Origin of the sequence: Martinezella lusitana (assembly GCF_010668395.1) — a bacterium.
Lineage (GTDB): Bacteria > Pseudomonadota > Alphaproteobacteria > Rhizobiales > Rhizobiaceae > Rhizobium > Rhizobium lusitanum_A.
This window is the reverse complement of sequence record NZ_WUEY01000014.1, coordinates 24,925-45,832: the sequence shown is the minus strand read 5'-3', so window position 1 is coordinate 45,832 and position 20,908 is coordinate 24,925. Positions and strand designations below refer to the sequence as shown.

Genomic DNA, 20,908 nt, shown 5'->3' with positions numbered 1-20,908 from the left:
TCCTCCGGGCGCATCCTCTATTGAAGCAGCGCCAGCAGGTTGCGGGCGTCGGCCTGATTTTCGAGGCCGAGGACGAAATCACGCAAGGCATCGACCCTGGCGGCAGGCAGCACCATGCCGGCGAGCGCGGCATACTTGCCGATCAGCCGGTCATCGCTCAGCGGGTTCTGCGGGCCTCCGAGCGGATGCTCGACCACGAGCCGATGCCGTTCACCGGCAGCCGTCACGATGGTGATCGCCGGTTCGTCCTCGTCCTTCATCGCTGGATCGATGCGCACGGTGATGCGGTCCATCAACAGGCCGATCTCCGCTGCCGACCAGGCCGCCTTTTCCAGCTCGGCCAGAAAGACCTTGCCGTAGCGCAGCCGGGCAGCCAGCGCATAGGGCAGGCTCATCTGCGCCTGCGCCCGGGATTCGATGAACTTGCCGCCGCACATGCCATACTGGAAACCGCTGATATCGACCTCGATGGCGGCGATATCGGCAGGCGAAAGGCCATGGCGCTCAAGCATCAGGTCCAGCGCATCGATCCCCGCATGCGTGCCGCGGCAGGTGGCGTGCGGCTTGATGGAGCAACGGTTCAGCCGCCAGTATTGTCCGAAATCGCGAACGAGGGCTTGCGGATCGCCCTTGCCGGCGCCGAAGGTTGCGAAAAAGCTGCCCCAGCGCTCCGCCTCGAAGACACTGTCGGGACCTTCGAAATCCTGCCTTGCAAGATAGGCGGCCATGAGCCCGCCTTCGGCAGCACGGCCGGCATGAAGCTTCTTGGTCGAGCTGCCGTTATGGATGAACGCCCAGGTTCCGCCGGCAAAGGAGCAGGCCGAGCCAAGCGCGGAGGCCATGGCAGTCACATCGAGGTTCACCATGCTGCCGACGGCGGCGGCAGCGCCGAATGCCCCGCATGTGCCTGTGGAATGCCAGCCAAGGCCGTTATGCTCTTCGTAACCGCCGACGGCTTCCAGCACGCGGCGGCCGACCTCGTAGCCAAGCAGCACGCCGCGCAAAAGTTCGCGGCCACCGAATGGCCGGTCACGATCGCCAAGTGCGGCCAGCACGGCGGGCAGAACGACCGCGCCGGAATGATCGCAGCCGCCGCTATCGTCAAGCTCATAGGCATGAGCTGAAACGCCGTTGACGAAGGCTGCTGTCCTAGCGTCCGAGGAGACAGGCCGGCCCCAAATGGGCGAGCTCCCTCTTCCGGCCGCAATGCCAAGCATCTCAACGACGGCATCCGTCTCGCGAGATGCCGAACCGGCGATCGCCGCGCCGAGCGTGTCGAGAATATGAAGCTTCGCCTTGTGGATCGTCTCGGGAGGAAAGGCCTCGAAGCTCGTTGAACATACGAGGTCAGCAAGGGCGCGTGTCAGGTTATCGCTCACCGGCCTGCTCCTCGTCGACATAGGCTTCATAGACATTGATCGGGTGATCGGCGGGCGCGGCAGCCCCTTTGCCGCCGTGCCAGCGAGCAACCTCGGCGGCGGTCGTCAGCCACACGTCGTCGAAGCTGCCAATGTGAGCAAGCAAGGCCTCGACGAGCGCGATCCTGCCGGGCGTTCCGGTCCATTCCGGGCGAAGCTGAATGACGTAGCAGAGGCCGTATTTGCGGTAGGCATCGAATTCGGCGATCCAGTTTCCGAGAACCGCCTCATAGGACGGGATACGCCCCTGCCCTTTCGGAAAGGCCGGCGTGAAATTGAACTGGAAATAGGGCCGGTCCTCGAGCTCGTTATGAACCGGGATTTCAACGAGCGACGACGCATGGCTGTAGGGAACATCGTCGCCGTTCAAAGACGCGGACCAGGTGTAGCCGGCGTCGACAAGCAGACGATCGAAGTGACGGGGCCAGTTGCCCGTTGGCAGCCGGAAGCCGGAAACCTCGTTCGATGCGATCGCGTTCAGCGTCTCGCGACTGCGCTTAAGGAGATCGACGGATTCGGCTGCGGACATGGCGTCGTAACGCTCGAAAGCCCAGCCATGGCTCTCGATCTCGTGGTGGGCGGATACGACTTCGCGCAGCAGTTGTTCATGCTTCTCGGCCACGATGCCCGGCACGAACCAACTCGTGGAGATGCGGGCGTCGGCGAAGGCATTGCAAAGACGCTCGACACCGCGTGTCGCGCCATATTGCCAGACAGAAAAGCTCTTGCTGCGCCCCTTGAGATCGGGCGCCTGCGCAATCGCATCAAGGCCGTCGTCGAAAATCACCGAGACGATTGCGGCGCTTGTCTTGCCATGAGGCCAGAAGCCTTCGGAAACGGTGCTGCTCATGCCGCAATCTCCGGATGTTGCGCGATCCACCATTTTGCGATTTCGGCGCAATGCGTCGCCCAGACGCTATCGCCATGGGCGGTGATCGCCTTGAAAAGCCCTTCGAGGATGGCAAGCCGGCCAGGCCGGGCGCAGACCTTCGGATGCAGGATCGTCGTCCAGCAGAGCCCCTCCCGGTGGTAACCCTCGAATTCGGCGCACCAGTTTCTCTGAACATCGGCATAGCCCGATATCCGGTCGAGACCGATGGGGAAATCCGGTTCCTCGCTATAGGCAAGGGCGGTGTAGTCATCGATGTCCCAGCGGCCCGGAATCTCGACCAGACCCCGGCCGCGCGAGGAGGTGTGAAAATAGGGTCGATCGTCGCCGCGCATCGAACTGGAATAGATCACGCCGAAATCATGCAGCAGTTCGGCCGTCTCGTCGCTCCAGTCACCGGACGGCGTGCGGAAGCCGACCGGCGTCACACCCATGCGGCGGCGAAAGATCTCGCGGGAGCGCCCCATGATATCGAGCTGCTGTTGCCGGCTGCAGTCGATGAAGACCTCGTGATAATGGCCGTGATAGGCGATTTCGTGGGCATCTCGAAGGATGCGCTCGCACTGCGACGGCCAATGTTCGACCACCCAGGTGGGCACGAAGAACGTTGCCTTGAGGCCGTATTCACGAAGAAGATCGAGAAGCCGTGGCAGCGCGCGCCAGGGACCATAGGCGCCCTGGGTGAAATAGCGGGGATTGGACAGCAGCGAGCCGTCGAGCATCGCATCGCCCGTCGGGCCATCGACGTCAAAGGCAAGCGCCACAGCCGACTGCCGGCCTTCCGGCCACAGGCTTGGTTTTGCCGATCTGGTTGCACTCTTCGCAGTCATGGAACTCAGCATGCTTTTCGAGGTGTTCAGGGCGCAGGCATCCTCCCGTGGGCGCTAGGGCACCCCGGCTGATGGCTGCATGCGTGGGATGGGAAGCGCCGCGGTGGCGGCGGCGCTTCTTCTGGGCGTTACTTGACGCCGTTGATCACGGCCTTCGGAACGGCGTTGTGGATCAGGCCCCACTTCTTGAGGATCTCATCGTAGGTGCCGTCCTTGATCAGTCCGTCGAGAGCGCCGGCAACTGCATCGCGAAGAGCGGTATGGTCCTTCTTGAAGCCAATTCCGAACGTGTCGTTGCTGAGCAGCGGCTCGCCGACGAGCGTATAGGTGTTGGGCTCGATGCGCATCTGGTAGGCGATCGTTTCGATGCCCTGGACGACCGCGTCGTAACGGCCCTGCTTCATGCCGAGACGGGCAGCGTTCGAATCCGCCGTTCCCTCGAACTTGATGGCGGGCTTGCCCTTGCCTTCGCAATTGTCCGCGCTCCAGGCCTTGACGTTATCGCCGAAGGAGGTGCTTCGGCTTCCCGCGACCGTCTTGCCGCAGAGATCACTCGCCTGCTTGTAGGTTGCGGCATTGGCGTTGACGGTGAAAAGGATCGGGCCGCTGGTGATGTAGTCGACGAAGTCCATGGCGGCCTGGCGCTTCACGTTGTCGCTCATGCCGGAGATGATCATGTCGGCGCGGCCGGTCTGAAGGCCGCTCTGCAGCTCCTGGAAGGCGGACGTCACGAAAACGGTGGTGAGATTAAGCTTCTTGGCGATGGCATTGGCCAGATCGACGTCGAAGCCATCGATCGTGCCGGTATCCGGATTGACGAATTCCATCGGCGGATAGATCGGGTTGGTCATGATGCGGAGTTCGCCGTCCTTCAGCAGGTTCAGGCTCGAATCCGCGGAGGCGGCAGTCGCGGCGAGGGACAGAAGCGCGGCCGAAACGGCGAGACGAATGAGTTTCATGAAATTCTCCTCTGATGTTCTTTCTTCAGGTTTTTGTTGTCAAAGCACCGCAGAGATGAAGTTCTTCACTCTGGGATTCTTGGGGCTCTCCAGGATCTCGCCGGGCGTGCCGGTCTCGACGATCATGCCGGCGTCCATGAAGACGACTCGGTCGGCGACCTCGCGGCAGAAGCCGATCTCATGCGTAACGACGATCATCGTCGTGCCGGAAGCGGCAAGCTCCTTCATGACGCCGAGGACTTCGCCGACGAGTTCGGGATCGAGGGCCGAGGTCGGCTCGTCGAACAGCATGGCCTTCGGCTTCATGGCCAGCGCGCGGGCAATCGCGATGCGCTGCTGCTGGCCGCCGGAAAGCTCGCCCGGATAGGCGCCTGCCTTGTCGGCCAGGCCGACACGCTGGAGAAGAACGCGCGCCTCGGCGATGCATTCCGGCTTCGGCCGCTTCTGCACGCCGACCGGGCCTTCGATGATGTTCTGCAGAACGGTGCGATGCGGGAACAGATGGAACTTCTGGAAGACCATGCCGACCGCCTGACGCTGGCGGGCGATCTCGCGATCCGGCAGCGGAAACAGCCGGTTGCCCTCGCGGCGATAGCCGGCGATTTCGTCCTCGACCATGACGTAGCCGGCATCGATCTGTTCGAGCTGGTTGATGCAGCGCAGGAAGGTGCTCTTTCCGGAGCCGGAAGGTCCGATGATGCAGACCACCTCGCCCTTCCTGATCTCGAAATCGATGTCCTTCAGGACGTGAAAGGTGCCGAAATATTTCTGCAGGCCGTGTGCCTTGATGATCGCGTCCATCAGCCAGCCTCCCCGACCAGAGCCTGGTTGGCTGCCTGCTGGGCGCTGGCATCGCGCCTGCCCCAGCCCTTGGAGAAATGCCGCTCGATGTAGATCTGCCCGACGCTCAGAATGGTGACGACGACCATGTACCAGATGGCGGCAACGATCAGCAGTTCGATGACGCGCGAGTTGACATAGTAGATGTCCTCGACGTTTTTCAGCACTTCGGAATATTGAATGACGCTGGCAAGCGAGGTCAGCTTCACCATACCGATCGTCTCGTTGCCGATCGGCGGAACGATGACGCGCATGGCCTGCGGCAACACGACTTTCAGCGTCGCCCGCAGTTTCGTCATGCCGATCGACTGCGCGGCTTCCATCTGCCCCTTGTCGATCGACAGAAGGCCGGCGCGCACGACTTCGGCCGTATAGGCGCCCTGCTGGATGCCAAGGCCGAGAAGGGCGGCGACGAACGGCGTCATGATGTCGACCGTTCGAACGGAAAGAACACCCGGAATGCCGATCGTCGGGAAGATCAGGGCGAGATTGAACCAAAGGAGAAGCTGCAGGAGCGCCGGCGTGCCGCGGAAGAGCCAGACATAGCCGACGGAAATACTGCGCAGGACCGGATTGTCGGACATGCGCATGATGGCCGCGGCGACGCCGAGAACGATCCCGACGATCATGGCGCAGAAGGTCATGACGATCGTATTGCCGACCCCTGTCATGACGGACCGGGAGAAGAAGTTTTCTCCGACATATTCCCAGGCAATATCGCCCTTCCAGAAGGCTCTCGCCAACAGGAGAAGGAGGAGGATGCAGATCGCCGCCATGATCTTGGTGCCGATTTTTCGCTGCGGCACGATCACGAGCGCATTCACGTCGAGTGGCGCTGAATTGGTCAAGTTTCGATCCCCTGAGCTCGTTGGTGAGCTTCCGTTTTCTGGTGGGGAAAATTTACGTTGCTTTTGAATTCATCCGCAAACGAGATTTGAACATGCGATTTATGCGCTTCACGCATAAATCTTCAATGCCGACGGCAATATTTGCCGGTCACCGGGGATGGATCGGGATGCTGGTGGACTTGCGAGGGCTGGCCTTTCCCTCACTTCTCCTGCGCAAGCGCTGTCTCGACCGTGCGCAAAAGGCCTTTCAGTTCCGGCTCGCGGACGTTGGCTGCCGCCTCGTTTGGCGAGAACCATCGAAGCTGGCGCTGGCCGCGTTCCGGAAAGCGCTCGTCCAATCCGGAAACCTCGAGAAGATGGACCTGAACGACCGAGGGAACGGTCTCGCCGGTATCGAGAGACTTCAGGTAGGTGTAGTAGCCGAAGCTTTTCTTCTTGGCCTTTCCCTTGACCCCGGCCTCCTCCCAGGCCTCGCGTTCGGCGACCTGATGCGGAAGCTTCTTGTCCATCGGCCATCCTTTGGGGATCACCCACCGGCCGCTTTCGCGCGATGTGATCAACAGGATTTCGACGTCCTTCCGCCCCGGCGGGCGCCTGTAGCAGATCGCGGCGTATTGCTCGATCGAGCGGCCGGCGAAGAGCTTTTCCGCCTCGCCTGCCAGGCGGCTGAGATAGGTCTTTTTATTCATTCGCTGTCACGGCTGCCTGTGGGAGCGGGCTTGGCGTCCGGCTCTGCAAGAGTTCGCCGCGCTCTTCCAGGACAGGATAGGCGGCAGCGGCGACGAAGTGGGAATTGATCTGCTTGAGATCGCGCAGCAGGTCAAGGTGAAGCGAGCTGGTCTCGGCGGTCTCGATGCCACCCTGGCGCAAGCGCTGGAAATGAGCCTCCGTGCCCTCGCGCTCCGCCTTGCGGAAGATGACCTTTTCCTGCGCCAGCATACGGGCGGCACTCTCGTTTTGCGTCATGAACAAGGCTGCCGTCGTCTGCAGGTTCGATTGCAATCGGTCGAACAGCCTTGCCAGCTCGAGCTGGCCTTCCTTCGAGAAACTCAAGCCCCGGCGCAGGCGCTTGGCCAGGTGCGGCAGAAGGTTCTGGTCGAGCACATCGCCGGCATGCTCCATGTTCATCGAGAACAGCAATATCTCGTTCAGGCGCCGCCTGTCGGCTTCGCCGAGTTCATCGGGATCGATCGAGGTCAGATAGGTTTTTACCGCCGTATTGAGGCTGTCGAGGATATTGTCCAGCGAACGCAGGCGTGTGAGGGCTTTTCGATCGGTGTCGGAGAGCGCCAGTTTTGCGCCGGCGAGCATTTCCGACAGCACATCGACCAGTCTCAACGCCTCCCGCGCCGCGGCACCGAGAGCGACGACAGGCGTCTCCTTGGCGGCCGGATCGAGATATCTCGGCCGTGTCGGATCGGCCTCGTCGATCTTCTGCGGCAGCAATCTCGTCAGCAGATCGGCATAGGGCCGCAGGAGCGGCATGAACACCACGGCCAGAACGATATTGAAGGCGCTATGGAAATTGGCGACGGCACGGGCACTGTCGCTGTCTATCATGGCCGAAAGGCGCGTCGCCGGCTCGAGCAGGCCGATCATCGCAGCCACGCCGACAATGCGCGTCAGCATGTTGCCGATGGGCAGCCGCTTGACGGACAGATCGGCGCCCGATTGCCCTTCGATCAACGGATTGATCGCCGTTCCGAGATTGGCGCCGAGAACGAGGGCAAAGGCCTGATCGACGTTGACGAGACCCTTGCTGGCCAGAGACATGATGAGCAGCACCACGGCAACGCTGGAATGCGCCGCCCAGGTCAGGATCGCGGCCAGAAGCAGGCTGAGAACCGGGGTCGACGCGATGGCATCCAGCACATAGGCCAGCGCCGTCGATCCTTCATACTGCGTCATCAGGTCGAGCAGCTGGTGCAGCGCTAGAAGCATGAAGCCGAGCCCGATCATGACGCGCCCGAGATCGTGCACGCGCGAATTTCCGGTGCGGCGGAACATCAGGACGCCGATCAGGATGAGGGCGGGCGACGCGGCGGCGACATCGAAGGACAGAACCTGGACGATCAGGGTCGTCCCGACGTTGGCGCCCAGCATCACGGCAAGCGCCGGCACCAGATCCACCAGCCCGCCCGCGGCAAAACCCGACGCCATCAGGCCGGTGGCCGTGCTGCTCTGCAGAATGGCGGTGACGCCGATCCCGGCAAAAAACGCCTTCATGCGATTGCTGAGCGCGCGGCCGAGAAAGGAGCGAAGATCGGGGCCGAAAGCGCGCTGGATGCCGGTCTGGACCATGCGCGTGCCCCAAAGCAGAAGGGCGATGTGGCCTGCCAGAGCGACAAGGCCGAGTATAAGCGCCATAGCGGTCCTCCGTATGCTTGCGATGCCCGGAGAATGCCGGACGACAATATCACGATAAGCTAAACTTTCGTTAGCCGACTATGTTTCTCCCTCTTTGCATCTTTTTCAAGACGCATTGTCACAAAACTGTCATAAAATTTATTTTCTCATTTATAAACAGAAGGATAGAGTATAAAATCTTCTGTTATAAACTCGTGGTCATCCGCCTCTGACCGAATCACGCCAGACAAGATCGGAGTGCAGCCGCAACGATTTGCCCTGCACGACGCCATTCTCCGAAAGCCAGGTCACCGCCTCGCGCGCAATTGCCGCAACCGGCTGCGAGAATGTGGTCAACCGGTAGGAAGACCAGGAGGCCTGCTCGATGTCGTCGAAGCCGACGACGCAGAGCTGCTGCGGAATGGAAAGCGAAAACTGATGGCGGGCGGCATCCATGAAGCCGCAGGCCAGCAGATCCGTTGCGCAGAAGACCGCATCGGGCCGCTCCTTGCGGGTCAGCAGACGCTGCGCCAGGACGCGGCCGGCCTCGTATCCGGTCCAGCCGTGCCGCTCGACGACGACCTCCAGGCCATGATCCCGGGCCGCGGCGATGAAACCCTCTTCCCTTGCCATGAGGCTCGGCGTACCGGCTTCCGAGTTGGCAAAGGCGAGCCGGCTGCAGCCCGCTCTCACAAAGGCCGTTACGACGCGCGCTGCCGCCTCGCGGTCGTCGAGATTGATGTGCAGCGGGCCTGACTGATCCTCGTCGCGATTGATCAGCACGAGCCTTTGCCCGCTGCGCAGACAGAGCTGCGTGATCGATTTGTCCGGCAGGCCCGACAGGATGACGGACGCGTCAGCGCGATATCGGATCGCCTGCTGCAGCGCCGTGTTGACGCTGCCGTCCGAGCGGTCCGTATTGATCAGCATCGCCACCTTCCCGGCAAGCTGCAGCTGCAAGGTCAGTTCCCGCAACAGGGCGGAGCGGTAGGGCGTCGCGACATCGGAAACGATCAGGCAGACGATGCCGCTCTCATTGCGCATCAGCCCGCGGGCGAGATGATTGACCTGATAGCCGAGCTCTTCCGCCGCCTGCAGAACCTTTTGCCGCGTGGCCTCGGATACGCTGGCGCCGGGGGTGAATGCGCGAGACACAGCCGAGCGCGAAACACCCGCCCGCTGCGCCACTTCTTCAGCGCTGACAAAATCTCGTTGCGACACGGTGCCTCCCTATTCGCCGATGAACTTCAGCATAGTTTGCAATCGCGTGCAATACAGCAATCATGTCAGTATTGTGAAACTTTTATGACAGCGCTGGTTGACATGGCAAGCCAACCAATGCAGCATTTGCACACGCTTGCAATAAGCGCTCGGCGTGGAGGCGCCGCAAAAGCAGGAGGACATCATGCGATTGGTCAATTTGGCCGCGGCAGCCCTTGCCGCGGGAGTATCTTTTGTTGCCTGGTCGGCGCATGCCGCGGGCGATCTGAACGTAATCTGCTCGGCAGATCCGGAAGTCTGCGACCTGATGAAGGGGCTGTTCGAGAAACAGAGCGACATCAAGGTCAACATGGTCCGGCTTTCCGCCGGGGAAACCTATGCCAAGATCCGCGCCGAGGCGCGCAATCCGAAGACGGATATCTGGTGGGCCGGAACCGGCGATCCGCATCTGCAGGCGGCGGCCGAAGGCCTGACCCTCGAATACAAATCACCATTGTTCGATCAATTGCAGGACTGGGCAAAGAAGCAGGCCGAAAGCGCCAACTTCCGCACGGTCGGCGTCTACGCCGGCGCGCTCGGCTGGGGATACAACAGCGAGATCCTGAAGAAAAAGGGCCTGAAGGAGCCAAAGTGCTGGGCTGACCTGACCGACCCTTCCTACAAGGGCGAGATCCAGATCGCCAATCCGAATTCGTCCGGAACGTCCTACAATACGCTTGCGACGCTCGTGCAGATCATGGGCGAGGACAAGGCTTTCGACTATCTCTCGAAGCTCAATGCCAATATCTCGCAATATACGAAATCAGGCTCGGCGCCGGTAAAGGCGGCGGCCCGAGGAGAGGCCACCATCGGCATCGTCTTCATGCATGACGCCGTCGCCCAGACCGTCGAAGGCTTCCCCATCAAGGCGGTCGCTCCCTGCGAGGGCACCGGCTACGAGATCGGCTCCATGTCCATCATCAAGGGCGCCAGAAACCTCGAGAACGCCAAGAAATGGTACGACTGGGCGCTGAGCGCCGAGGCGCAATCGCATATGAAGGACGCCAAATCCTATCAGCTTCCCTCCAACAAATCGGCCGAGGTTCCGAAGGAGGCCCCGAAGTTCGAGGAGATCAAGCTGATCGACTACGACTTCAAGAAGTACGGCGATCCCACGATCCGCAAGGCCCTGCTTGCCCGATGGGACAAGGAAATCGGCGCCAAGGCCAACTGATCGGCCCTTGACCGTCGTGCCGGCCGGATACGCACGCATCCGGCCGGCATAGTCTCCAAATTCTGCTGAATGGGATGCGAATCCGACCATGACCAATAGCAAACGCCGGCTGGATATTGCGCTTATTCTCGGCATCGCCGCCCTGATACTACTCCCATGGTATCGCATCGAGGACGGCTTCTTCGGCTTTGGCTGGTTGAGCAGCTTTCCTCGCGACCCCTCCACAGCGCCTGGAATCCTGCAAATCTCCAGCTATGGTCGATGGTGGCTCGCGATTGCCGCCGGGCTTTTCGTGCTTGGCGGCATCGCGCGCTTCGTTTCCAGTCCGATGCGGCGCGGCGCGCTCATGGCCTTTGCCGGGGCGTTGGGTTTTGTCTTTCTGGCCCTGCAAGGGCTTGCCATCACCTCCGCGGGCTGGGCCTGGGCGATTAGCGAAACCATGTTCGGAGCCCTGGCGGACGGCCAGCCGGCCATGGGCGCCGGCGCGATCACGCTTGGCATCGTCTTTGTCCTGCTCTTTTCCTTCGGCCTTGCGGAGCGCGGCGTGATGAAGGGCGACGCCTTCGTCGTCAGTTCCATCACGATGCTGATCGTGCTGGTCGCGATCTTCGTATTCTATCCCGTCGGCAGCATGTTCGTCGGCGCCTTCCAGTCATTCGACGGCTCGTTCGATCCCAGCGGCTTCACGACGAACATCCAGGACCCATCGATCTGGAGCCTCAGCTGCATCGTCGGCGGCGACCGTTGCGGCGTTGCCTGGCGCACGCTCTGGCTCGCCATCCTGACGGCGGGAGGATCGACGCTGCTCGGTCTCTGCTTCGCGCTGGTCGCGACCCGCACCCGCTTTCCCTTCAAGAAGGGGTTGAGGCTCCTGACGATCCTGCCGATCATCACGCCCCCCTTCGTGGTCGGGCTTGCCCTCACCCTCCTATTCGGGCGGGCGGGCGTCGTCACCCAGCTGGCCTCGTCGCTCTTCGGAACGGAGCCAAGCCGCTGGCTTTACGGCCTGACCGGCATATGGATCGCGCAAGTCCTTTCCTTCACGCCGATTTCCTTTCTCGTTCTCATCGGGGTGGTCGAAGGCGTCAGCCCGTCGATGGAAGAGGCGTCGCAGACCCTGCGTGCCAATCGCTGGCGCACCTTCTGGCGGGTATCGCTGCCGTTGATGAAGCCGGGTCTCGCAAATGCCTTCCTGATCGGCTTCATCGAGAGCATGGCCGACTTCGGCAATCCGATGGTGCTCGGCGGCAGCCATGGCGTCCTGTCGACCGAGATCTTCTTCAGCGTCGTCGGGGCGCAGAACGACCCGTCTCGCGCCGCGGTCCTCGCCATGATCCTGCTCGTCTTTACGCTGAGCGCATTCCTTGCCCAGCGCCTCTGGCTGCAAGGCAAAAGCTTCGCGACGGTGACAGGCAAGGGCGATTCAGGTGCGCACGCCGCGCTGCCCCGCGGCCTCTCGATCGCGGTCCACGCGCTTGTCATTCCCTGGATGCTCTTTACCGTCGTCGTCTATGTCATGATCCTCTTCGGCGGCTTCGTGCGGACCTGGGGCCTCGACAACACGCTGACGGTCGAGCATTACGTCAAGGCTTTCTCGATCGGCCTGCGCGACGATGGCGGCCTTGCCTGGAGCGGCGTCGCCTGGAACTCCTTCTGGACGACGATGGAAATCGCGCTGATCTCCGCGCCGCTGACGGCCGCCGTCGGCCTGCTCACCGCCTACCTGATCGTGCGCCAGAAGTTCGTCGGTCGCGGCCTGTTCGAGTTCGCACTGATGATGAGCTTCGCCATCCCCGGCACGGTCATCGGCATCAGCTACATCATGGCCTTCAACCTGCCGCCGCTGGAAATGACCGGAACCGCCCTGATCCTCGTCGCCTGCTTCGTGTTTCGCAACATGCCGGTCGGCGTTCGCGGCGGCGTGGCCGCCATGAGCCAGCTCGACAAGAGCCTCGACGAGGCATCGCTGACGCTGCGGGCCAACAGCCTGCGCACCATACGGAAAGTGATCCTGCCGTTGCTCCGGCCGGCGATCAACGCAGCGCTCGTCTATTCCTTCGTGCGCGCCATCACTTCGATCAGCGCGGTCATCTTCCTCGTCAGCGCCCAGTACAACATGTCCACGGCCTATATCGTCGGCCTGGTCGAAAACGGCGAATACGGCGTCGCGATCGCTTATTCCTCCGCTCTCATCGTCGTCATGATTACCATCATCGCCGGCTTCCAGCTGCTCGTCGGCGAAAGGCGGTTGCGGCGCGTGAACCGTGTCGCCATGACGCCATCGCCGACAACCTCCGCATCCCTCGCTCAGGAGAAAACCGCATGAACCCGAAGGCTCCCGGTTCCGTCGTCTTCGAGAATGTCCGCAAGACCTTTGGCGCGTTCACCGCCATCCCCGATCTGTCGCTCACCATCGAGCCGGGGACGCTCGTGACCCTGCTCGGCCCTTCCGGCTGCGGCAAGACGACGACGCTTCGCATGCTGGCGGGGCTCGAGCATCCCTCCTCCGGCCGTATCCTGATCGGCGGCAAGGATGTCACCATGCTCCCGGCCAACGAGCGCGACGTCTCGATGGTCTTCCAGAGCTATGCTTTGTTTCCGCACATGACGGCGCTCGACAATGTCGCCTACGGGCTCGAATCCTCCGGCATGAGACGCAAGGAGGCGCGCGAGAAGGCGGAAGGCGCCCTCAGCCTCGTCGGCCTGGCCGGCATGGGCGCACGCCTTCCCGCCGAACTCTCCGGCGGCCAGCAGCAGCGTGTCGCCGTCGCCCGCGCCCTCGTCGTCGAACCCCAGGTGCTGCTTCTCGACGAACCGCTCTCCAATCTCGATGCCCGCCTGCGCCGGCGCGTCAGGACGGACATCCGCGAATTGCAGCAGCGTCTCGGCTTTACCGCCGTTTACGTCACCCATGACCAGGACGAGGCGCTTGCCGTCTCCGACCGCATCATCGTCATGAAGGAGGGCGGGATCGCCCAGCAAGGCGCACCGCGCGAGCTTTACGATGCGCCGGCCTCCGCCTTCATCGCCGATTTCATGGGCGAGGCCAACGTCATGCCCTGCGACATCGTCGAAACCGACGGCAACAGCGCAACGATTGCGATCGAGGGGCTACGCCACCAGGTGAACGGCCGCGCAGTCAGGCCGGGGCCGGCCCAGCTTGCCGTCAGACCGAACGCCATCATGCTGACACCAAGAACCGGTGACGGCCCGTTCAACGGCCAGATCGTCCATTCCGCCTATCTCGGCGATCATGTCGAATATGAGGTGCAGACCGATCGCGGCTCCCTCTTCGTCGTCGACGCGACCGTCGATGCAGCCCTCCCTCCCCGCACGGACGTCACGATCAGCTTCAAGGATCGCGGCATCGCAGTCATCGGCGGCTAAACGCCGTCAAACATCAGACGATCAAGGACCTATTGAATGACATCCGCATCTCCCGCCGATCTCGAAACACGTCTTGCGCTGGCCGAAGCGATTGGCCACGAAGCAGGAAAACTCGCTCTCGACTATTTCAAACGCCGCGAGACGCTGGTCATCGAAACCAAGCGCGACCTGCAGGATGTCGTCTCGATCGCCGACCGGGACGTCGAAAATCTCATCCGCGGCCGCATCCACGAGGCTTACCCTCATGACAGTATTCTCGGCGAAGAGTATGGGCTTGAAACGGGCACGTCCGGCTACACTTGGGTCGTCGACCCGATCGACGGGACAAGCCCCTTCGTCAACGGCATGCCCAACTGGTGCGTTTCCATCGCCGTGCTGCACGACGGCATTCCCGTGATCGGCGTCATCTCGGCGCCGTGCCACGACGAGCTCTACGTCGCCGCGCTCGGCAAGGGCGCCACCCTCAACGGCAAGAGCCTCAAGCTCGATGACACCCGCAACATCCGCAATGCCGTGACCGGGATCGGCGCCAACAATCACGTCACCCCGGCCTTCGTCGCGAAAATGGTCGAGCAGGTCCTGGAGGCCGGTGGCAACTTCATCCGCAACGGCTCGGGTGCGCTGATGCTCGCCTATGTCGCGGCCGGACGCCTCGTCGGCTACTACGAACCCTATATGCACGCCTGGGATTGCCTTGCCGGCTATTGCCTCGTGAAGGAGGCCGGCGGCTGGTACCATCCTTTCCCGACCGAAGGCGAACGCCTGACCAAGGGATCGGTGGTTCTCGGCGCAGCGCCCGGCGCGATCGACGATTTGCGAAAGATCGCCGGCGTTTAAAGCCGACGCCGATATCCCGACAGAGCTGCGACCGTCCGAAATGGCAAGTCGCAGTTCACCCCAGCCTGGAACTCGGCACGATTGCGCCAATATAGCGGATGGCCCGTGGGTAGCGGCGCTGCGAGCATTTCCGGCTTGATCCGGGAGAGCGGATTGGCGAGGACCTGATGATGACCTGTTTTATCTGTGCCGCTTGCGGCACGCAGTTCGATGAAAACATCGAGCCTCCACGAACCTGCCCCATCTGCGAGGACGATCGCCAGTTCGTACCGCAATCGGGGCAGCAATGGACCGACATGACAACCCTCCGCGCGACGCATTGTATCGTCTGGAAAGAGGAGGCCAAGGGCATTCACAGCCTGCAGATTTCACCCGATTTCGGCATCGGCCAGCGCGCCTTCCTGATCGAGACACCGGAGGGCAACATCCTCTGGGACTGCCTCAGCCTCATCGACGAGGCCAGCAAAGCCCGGATTGTCGCCATGGGCGGCCTGAGTGCGGTCGCAATCTCCCACCCGCATTTCTATGCATCGATGATCGAATGGAGTGCGGCCTTCGGCAACGCGCCGATCCATATTCACGCCGACGATGGTCGATGGGTGCAGAGAACCTCTGCTGCGCTTCGCCCCTTAACGGGAGAGTCGCTGGAGATAGGCCCGGCCACCATGATCCGCTGCGGCGGACATTTCGAGGGCAGCGCGGTGTTGCATTGCCCATGGCTCGAAGATAGGCGCGGCGCCCTCTTCGTCGGCGACACCATGCAGGTGACCATGGATCGCCGATATGTCAGCTTCATGCGCAGCTACCCCAACCTCGTTCCCCTCAATGCCAAAGCCGTGAAGGCGATTGCGCAGGCGGTGCGGCCATACCGGTTTGAAGCGATCTACGGCGCATTCCCGGGTCGAACGATCGAGAACGACGGCAATCGCATCGTGGAGCGCTCCGCGGAGAGATATCTGGAAGCGATCGCCAGCTAGGGTTTCAATCCGCTTCGAATGCCATCTTCGATATGGATCCCGCCGGCCGATCGTTCATAAATCGCACCGCGGTTTCCATCGCGAGGCCTGCGATCCATCGTGATTAAAGACACCTTAACGCTTCTGCATCATATCTGACCGCATGTCTCATTAAGGCATGCGCGGCGCCATGACGGCATTTGCTGGGAATGACCATGTCGTTTGGCGCGTCCGGCTTCTTGATGTCCGCGATCATCAACCTGCCGGACAACTTATAGGGACCGATCCCGTGCAGACCCGTTTCAATTTGATGACGAAGATACTGGTGGTGGCATCACTGGTTGTCATTGCCGCCCTCTGCGGCTTTTCAATCTATATCGACAGTCTCCAGCGCGGCGTCGCCCACGACGCGGTCAAGGGAGAAATCGAATCCTCCGGCCTGCAGGCGTCCCAGAGCATTTCGAACTGGTTGAATGCGCGCGTCATGCTGACCGAGCTCGCAGCCAACGCCGCCGCCAAGGCCGGAAATCCGGCTGGCATCGCCAGCGCCTTCGACAATCCCGTTCTGTTGCGGGAGTTCATGTCGACCTACGTGGGCGATGAGCAAGGCGCTTTCACCAGCGTTCCCAACCAGGAGCTTCCGGCAGGCTACGATCCGCGCAAGCGCCCCTGGTACAAGGATGCGGTGCAGGCCGACAAGCTGGTCCTGACCGATCCCTACAACGACGCCTCGACGGGCAATCTGATCATCAGCGCCGCCATGCCGGTCAAGCGCGACGGCAAGCTGTTCGGCGTTGCCGCCAGCGATTTCTCCCTTGGCTCGCTGGTTTCCATGATCAAGGCGGTCACGATGGGCGGGAAAGGATCGGCCTTCCTGATCAAGAACGACGGAACCATTCTCGTCCACCAGGACCAGCAGCTGGTCACCAAGAAGCTCACGGACGCGTTTCCGCAAGCGACGCCGACGATCGGTTCCGGCATTTCCGAGACGACCTTCAACGGCAAGCCCGTTCTCGTCAGCTTCCTGCCCATCGAAGGCCTGCCGCGCTCCGATTGGTATCTGGGAGTTCAGATAGACCGCGACATGGCATTCGCCAGCATCGCCAAGTTCCGTATCGCCGCCACGGTCGCGACCGTCATCGGCGTCGTCACGCTGATCATTGTATTGGCTGCGCTGCTGTCGAGCCTCGTCGTGCGCCCTGTGCTGCAGATGACGAGCGCCATGGGCCGGCTTGCAGGCGGTGACGTCTCCGCCGAAATACCGGGGACCGACAGGAAGGACGAGCTTGGACGCATGGCAGCAGCCGTTGCCGTCTTCCGGGACAATATGATCCAGCGAGGCCGCCTGACGAAGGAGGCCGAGGAAACACGCATGCTCAGCGAGCAGGAGCGCCGGGAGCGCGAAGCGCTGAAGGCCAGCGAGGAAGAGCAGATCGCCTCCGCCGTGCATTCGCTTGCCGATGGACTTGGTCGTTTGGCAAACGGCGATCTGGTGCATCGCATCACGACTCCTTTCGTCGGCGATCTCGACCGCCTGCGGACCGATTTCAATACATCGGTCGCACGACTGCACGACGCCATGGCTACCGTTGGCCGCAATGCACGGGCAATCGACACCGGCGCGACGGAAATCCGCTCGGCTGCCGACAACCTTGCGCGGCGTACCGAACAGCAGGCAGCTTCCGTCGAAGAGACTGCCGCAGCGCTTGAGGAAATCACGACCACGGTCAAGGACAGCGCCCGCCGGGCCGAGGAAGTCGGTCAGCTCGTCACACGCGCCCGCAGCGGTGCGGAGAAATCCGGCGAGATCGTCGAAAAGGCCGTCGGCGCGATGAACATGATCGAAAAGTCGTCGGGCGAAATCTCCAATATCATCGGCGTCATCGACGATATCGCCTTCCAGACGAACCTGCTCGCCCTCAATGCCGGCGTCGAAGCGGCCCGCGCGGGCGAAGCCGGCAAGGGCTTTGCCGTGGTTGCGCAGGAAGTTCGCGAACTGGCGCAGCGCTCCGCTCAGGCCGCCAAGGAAATCAAATCCTTGATCACCGCCTCCGGCGAGCAGGTCAAGAACGGCGTCACCCTCGTCAACCAGACGGGCGAGGCGCTTGACGTGATCGTGCGCGATGTCCAGGAGATCAACCAGAACATCGAAGCGATCGTCCGGTCTTCCCGCGAACAGTCGACCGGCCTGCAGGAGATCAACGTCGCGGTCAACACCATGGACCAGGGCACTCAGCAGAACGCCGCAATGGTCGAGGAACAGACGGCGGCAAGCCATGGCCTTGCTTCCGAGGCGGCCACGCTGAACGAATTGCTCGCTCAGTTTCGCATTGCCGAACAGGCCGTCCGTGAGGCGCGCACGCGCCGCGCCGCCTGACGAATACAGTCTGAAACCAGTTCCGCCCGCCTGAATGCGAAAGCAGGAAGGCGGGCGGCAAAACTCGACATTCGCACGACGAGGGGTGAGCCGTTGCTCGCATCCTCTCCGAACCACCCCCATGGCTCATGTGGCGCGTAGTATCAGCCCTGCTGCGCCTGCCTGTAGTGCGCCGGGTCCGGGATGGGGACCGCGGCCATCAGGTTTCGCGTGTAGTCGTCGCCCGGATTCTCGAAAACCTGCCGGCGCGTGCCGATCTCGACGATGCGGCCGCCGCGCATGACCGCGACGTGATGCGACATTTTCTCGATGACGGCCATGTCGTGCGAGATGAAGAGATAGGCAAGGCCCATCTGCTCCTGCAGCTCAAGCATCAGGTCGAGAACGCGCGCACGCACCGAAACATCGAGCGCAGCCACGCTTTCGTCCGCAACGATGAGTTTTGGCTCCAGCGCAAGCGCCCGCGCAATACAGATACGCTGGCGCTGCCCGCCGGAAAACTCGTGCGGATAGCGGGTCGCGGCATCCGGCGTGAGCCCGACGCGCTTCAGCAATGCGGCGACACGATCCCTGCGTTCGGAGGCATTGCCGACATCATGGATCACCAGCGGCTCGGCGACCGCTGCGCCGACATTCATGCGCGGATCGAGCGAGGCGTAGGGGTCCTGGAAAATCATCTGAGCGGCACGACGCGTCGGCTGCATTTTTGCCGGCGATAGTCCCTGGACCTCGCGCCCTTCGATCTTCACGCTGCCATCGAAAGCGATGAGATTGAGCACCGCCTTGCCCGTCGTCGACTTGCCGGAGCCGCTTTCTCCCACCAATCCGAGCGTCTGCCCGGCCTTGATCGCGAAGGAAACCTCGTTGACGGTCGGCGCGCTGCTTACCCCCTTGCCGAAGAAACCTCGCTTCGCGCCATAGGTCACGCTCAGCTTTTGAACATCGAGAATGGGCGTATCGGATACGGCCCGCCCCGGCGCATCCGATACGCGCGGCGGCTCGTCCGTTCCGGCATGCGCCCCAAGCCGGGGCACGGCGGCCAACAGCTCGCGCGTATAGGGCTGGGTCGGCTCGCCGAAGACGGTGAGCGCATCGCCCTCCTCCACGATACGGCCATGCTGCATGATGGCGACGCGATCGGCCATTTCCGCCACGACGCCCATGTCATGGGTGATCAGGAGGATCGAGGTATTGAACTCGCTGCGAAGCTCGCGCATCAGCGTCAGGATCTGCGCCTGAACGGTGACGTCGAGCGCCGTCGTCGGCTCGTCGGCAATCAGCACCTTGGGGCGGCAGGACAGCGCCATGGCGATCATCACGCGCTGGCGCATGCCGCCCGAAAGCTCATGCGGATATTGCTTCAGGCGCCTGGCGGCATCGTTGATATGAACAGCGTCGAGCATCGACTTGGCAATCTGCGCGGCATTGTCGGCTGTGTTGGCCTGATGCTCGCGAATTGCCTCGACAAGCTGCTCGCCGATGGTCATCACAGGATTGAGCGACGTCATCGGCTCCTGAAAGATCATCGCCACCTCGCCGCCGCGGATCCGGCGAAGCGCGCGATGCGGAATGCCCACGATATTGCGGCCCTCCAGTAGGATCTGGCCGGAGGCAACCTTGAGCGAGGTCTTGGGAAGCAACCCCATGATGGACAGCGAGGTTACCGATTTTCCCGAGCCGGATTCGCCGGCAAGACAAAGCGTCTTGCCTGGCTCTAGGTCGAAGCTCACGTCGTCGAGAATGCGCTTCAGCCCTTCCGGCGTTCTTGCATCGACGCTCAGATTGCGGACGGAGAGAACCGCTGGACGGCCGCTTTGACTGGTCACGCGAAGACGATCCTTGGAAAGTAGAAGGACACGACCCAGTTGGGCATATCGACGATCTCGCTGATCCGGAGATCGCCGCATACCGAGCAGAGCATGTAGGCATCGACAGGCTTGAGGCCATGTTCGGCGACAAGAAGATCGATCATGCGCATGACCGCTTCGCGCGCGCCGGTCATCAGATCCGGGCCGATGCCGGTCGTTACCTCATAGCCGGCACCGTCGAGATGCCTGGTTACCGGCTCCGTCGTGGTGAAGCGCGGCGTCTGCAGGTTCGCACCCTTGACGAGGTCGAGGGTGAGCTCGACGTTCATCTGGCTTTCGATGGCCGTGCCGCAGACCTCGCCATCCCCTTGGGCTGCATGCGTATCGCCGACCGAGAAAAGAGCACCTTCCGTTTCGACGGGCAGATAGAGCGTGACGCCGGCGGTCAGGTCACGGATATCCAAGTTGCCGCCGACGCGCCGCGGCGGCACGACGGAATGCAGTCCGGGTTCGGCAGGCGCCACGCCGATCGTTCCGGTAAAAGGCTTGAGCGGCACACGACCGCCGGGGCCGAAAGCGGATGGCGCCATGGTGACGCTGTCATAGGTCCAGACGTGCAGCGCCGGCTCCTTGAACTGGTCCGCCAGCAGGCCGAAACCCGGAATATTCGCCGTCCAGCCGTGGCCGATCGGATGAAACTTGCGGATGGTCACCTTGAGCGCATCGCCAGGCTCAGCGCCTTCCACATAGACCGGACCGGAGACGGGATTGATCTTGCCAAAGTCCAGATTGACGAGCGTTTCCAACGTCGCGTCGGCACCCAGCTGTCCGCCCGAGGAATCAAGGCATTCGAATAGTATGGTCTCGCCGGCCTTGGCCGTCAGCGCCGGCGGAAAATCCTTGTTCCAGCCAAAGTTATGTTGTGCGCGATGAATGGTGTGGGTGCAGGCGATGCACATGAGGGTCTCCGGGGTCAAAT

Annotated in this window: 17 protein-coding genes; 6 read left to right on the top strand and 11 right to left on the bottom strand. The window is 62.1% G+C overall.

All coding sequences use genetic code 11. The features are described 5' to 3' along the window. Positions 1 to 17 precede the first annotated feature (17 nt). The 9 genes from GR212_RS24940 to GR212_RS24900 all read right to left on the bottom strand — a co-directional run bounded on the left by GR212_RS24940 (position 18) and on the right by GR212_RS24900 (position 9,351). Positions 18 to 1,379: an MmgE/PrpD family protein gene (locus GR212_RS24940; protein WP_163990601.1), complete on the bottom strand. Its 1,362-nt coding sequence runs from the start codon at positions 1,377 to 1,379 to the stop codon at positions 18 to 20. Next, positions 1,369 to 2,268 carry a polysaccharide deacetylase family protein gene (locus GR212_RS24935; protein ID WP_163990599.1) on the bottom strand — a complete coding sequence of 300 codons (900 nt, stop codon included), beginning with the start codon at positions 2,266 to 2,268 and terminating at the stop codon, positions 1,369 to 1,371. The genes GR212_RS24940 and GR212_RS24935 overlap by 11 nt, the downstream gene beginning before the upstream one ends. Then, positions 2,265 to 3,137: a polysaccharide deacetylase family protein gene (locus tag GR212_RS24930; RefSeq protein ID WP_246725944.1), complete on the bottom strand. Its 873-nt coding sequence runs from the start codon at positions 3,135 to 3,137 to the stop codon at positions 2,265 to 2,267. The genes GR212_RS24935 and GR212_RS24930 overlap by 4 nt, the downstream gene beginning before the upstream one ends. A gap of 128 nt (positions 3,138 to 3,265) precedes the next feature. Then, entirely contained in the window at positions 3,266 to 4,096 is an 831-nt protein-coding gene (locus GR212_RS24925; RefSeq protein ID WP_163990594.1) for an ABC transporter substrate-binding protein, read from the bottom strand. Positions 4,097 to 4,135: 39 nt separating this feature from the next. Further along, complete coding sequence (locus GR212_RS24920) at positions 4,136 to 4,897, bottom strand: amino acid ABC transporter ATP-binding protein (RefSeq protein ID WP_163990593.1); 762 nt, start codon at positions 4,895 to 4,897, stop codon at positions 4,136 to 4,138. Beyond that, positions 4,897 to 5,784, bottom strand: coding sequence for an amino acid ABC transporter permease (locus GR212_RS24915; protein WP_246725943.1), 888 nt, complete (start codon positions 5,782 to 5,784; stop codon positions 4,897 to 4,899). Before GR212_RS24915 ends, GR212_RS24920 begins: the two co-directional genes overlap by 1 nt. A 200-nt stretch (positions 5,785 to 5,984) precedes the next feature. Continuing rightward, positions 5,985 to 6,473, bottom strand: coding sequence for an NUDIX hydrolase (locus GR212_RS24910; protein WP_163990591.1), 489 nt, complete (start codon positions 6,471 to 6,473; stop codon positions 5,985 to 5,987). Next, positions 6,466 to 8,151 carry a Na/Pi cotransporter family protein gene (locus GR212_RS24905; protein ID WP_163990589.1) on the bottom strand — a complete coding sequence of 562 codons (1,686 nt, stop codon included), beginning with the start codon at positions 8,149 to 8,151 and terminating at the stop codon, positions 6,466 to 6,468. Before GR212_RS24905 ends, GR212_RS24910 begins: the two co-directional genes overlap by 8 nt. Positions 8,152 to 8,349: 198 nt before the next feature. Then, positions 8,350 to 9,351, bottom strand: a complete 1,002-nt coding sequence (locus GR212_RS24900; protein WP_163990587.1) for a substrate-binding domain-containing protein — start codon at positions 9,349 to 9,351, stop codon at positions 8,350 to 8,352. Positions 9,352 to 9,535: 184 nt separating this feature from the next. On the opposite strand from GR212_RS24900, the gene GR212_RS24895 reads away from it, so the two are divergent. The 6 genes from GR212_RS24895 (at position 9,536) to GR212_RS24870 (ending at position 18,121) form a co-directional block, all read left to right on the top strand. Next, positions 9,536 to 10,564 (top strand): ABC transporter substrate-binding protein, encoded by a 1,029-nt coding sequence (locus GR212_RS24895; RefSeq protein WP_163990585.1) that lies wholly within the window; start codon positions 9,536 to 9,538, stop codon positions 10,562 to 10,564. 88 nt (positions 10,565 to 10,652) lie between these two features. After that, positions 10,653 to 12,890, top strand: coding sequence for an ABC transporter permease (locus GR212_RS24890; RefSeq protein ID WP_163990583.1), 2,238 nt, complete (start codon positions 10,653 to 10,655; stop codon positions 12,888 to 12,890). Continuing rightward, positions 12,887 to 13,951 (top strand): ABC transporter ATP-binding protein, encoded by a 1,065-nt coding sequence (locus GR212_RS24885; protein WP_163990581.1) that lies wholly within the window; start codon positions 12,887 to 12,889, stop codon positions 13,949 to 13,951. The genes GR212_RS24890 and GR212_RS24885 overlap by 4 nt, the downstream gene beginning before the upstream one ends. Before the next feature lie 36 nt (positions 13,952 to 13,987). After that, positions 13,988 to 14,788 (top strand): inositol monophosphatase family protein, encoded by an 801-nt coding sequence (locus GR212_RS24880; RefSeq protein ID WP_163990579.1) that lies wholly within the window; start codon positions 13,988 to 13,990, stop codon positions 14,786 to 14,788. 170 nt (positions 14,789 to 14,958) lie between these two features. Continuing rightward, positions 14,959 to 15,765 (top strand): MBL fold metallo-hydrolase, encoded by an 807-nt coding sequence (locus tag GR212_RS24875; RefSeq protein ID WP_163990823.1) that lies wholly within the window; start codon positions 14,959 to 14,961, stop codon positions 15,763 to 15,765. 289 nt (positions 15,766 to 16,054) lie between these two features. Further along, positions 16,055 to 18,121 (top strand): methyl-accepting chemotaxis protein, encoded by a 2,067-nt coding sequence (locus GR212_RS24870; protein ID WP_163990822.1) that lies wholly within the window; start codon positions 16,055 to 16,057, stop codon positions 18,119 to 18,121. A gap of 143 nt (positions 18,122 to 18,264) precedes the next feature. Here the strand turns inward: GR212_RS24870 and GR212_RS24865 are convergent, their stop codons facing one another. Further along, on the bottom strand, positions 18,265 to 19,947 hold the full coding sequence (locus GR212_RS24865) for an ABC transporter ATP-binding protein (RefSeq protein ID WP_348643527.1): 1,683 nt from the start codon (positions 19,945 to 19,947) through the stop codon (positions 18,265 to 18,267). After that, a complete protein-coding gene (locus GR212_RS24860; protein WP_163990575.1) occupies positions 19,944 to 20,888 on the bottom strand; it encodes an acetamidase/formamidase family protein in 945 nt (314 codons plus the stop codon). The genes GR212_RS24865 and GR212_RS24860 overlap by 4 nt, the downstream gene beginning before the upstream one ends. Positions 20,889 to 20,908 lie beyond the last annotated feature (20 nt).

Bases quoted from the DNA above. Each gene is read 5' to 3' on its own strand.
- GR212_RS24935 (WP_163990599.1), bottom strand. From the start codon at position 2,268: ATGAGCAGCACCGTTTCCGAAGGCTTCTGGCCTCATGGCAAGACAAGC.
- GR212_RS24930 (WP_246725944.1), bottom strand. From the start codon at position 3,137: ATGACTGCGAAGAGTGCAACCAGATCGGCAAAACCAAGCCTGTGGCCG.
- GR212_RS24925 (WP_163990594.1), bottom strand. From the start codon at position 4,096: ATGAAACTCATTCGTCTCGCCGTTTCGGCCGCGCTTCTGTCCCTCGCC.
- GR212_RS24920 (WP_163990593.1), bottom strand. From the start codon at position 4,897: ATGGACGCGATCATCAAGGCACACGGCCTGCAGAAATATTTCGGCACC.
- GR212_RS24910 (WP_163990591.1), bottom strand. From the start codon at position 6,473: ATGAATAAAAAGACCTATCTCAGCCGCCTGGCAGGCGAGGCGGAAAAG.
- GR212_RS24905 (WP_163990589.1), bottom strand. From the start codon at position 8,151: ATGGCGCTTATACTCGGCCTTGTCGCTCTGGCAGGCCACATCGCCCTT.
- GR212_RS24895 (WP_163990585.1), top strand. From the start codon at position 9,536: ATGCGATTGGTCAATTTGGCCGCGGCAGCCCTTGCCGCGGGAGTATCT.
- GR212_RS24890 (WP_163990583.1), top strand. From the start codon at position 10,653: ATGACCAATAGCAAACGCCGGCTGGATATTGCGCTTATTCTCGGCATC.
- GR212_RS24885 (WP_163990581.1), top strand. From the start codon at position 12,887: ATGAACCCGAAGGCTCCCGGTTCCGTCGTCTTCGAGAATGTCCGCAAG.
- GR212_RS24880 (WP_163990579.1), top strand. From the start codon at position 13,988: ATGACATCCGCATCTCCCGCCGATCTCGAAACACGTCTTGCGCTGGCC.
- GR212_RS24875 (WP_163990823.1), top strand. From the start codon at position 14,959: ATGACCTGTTTTATCTGTGCCGCTTGCGGCACGCAGTTCGATGAAAAC.
- GR212_RS24870 (WP_163990822.1), top strand. From the start codon at position 16,055: ATGACGAAGATACTGGTGGTGGCATCACTGGTTGTCATTGCCGCCCTC.
- GR212_RS24860 (WP_163990575.1), bottom strand. From the start codon at position 20,888: ATGTGCATCGCCTGCACCCACACCATTCATCGCGCACAACATAACTTT.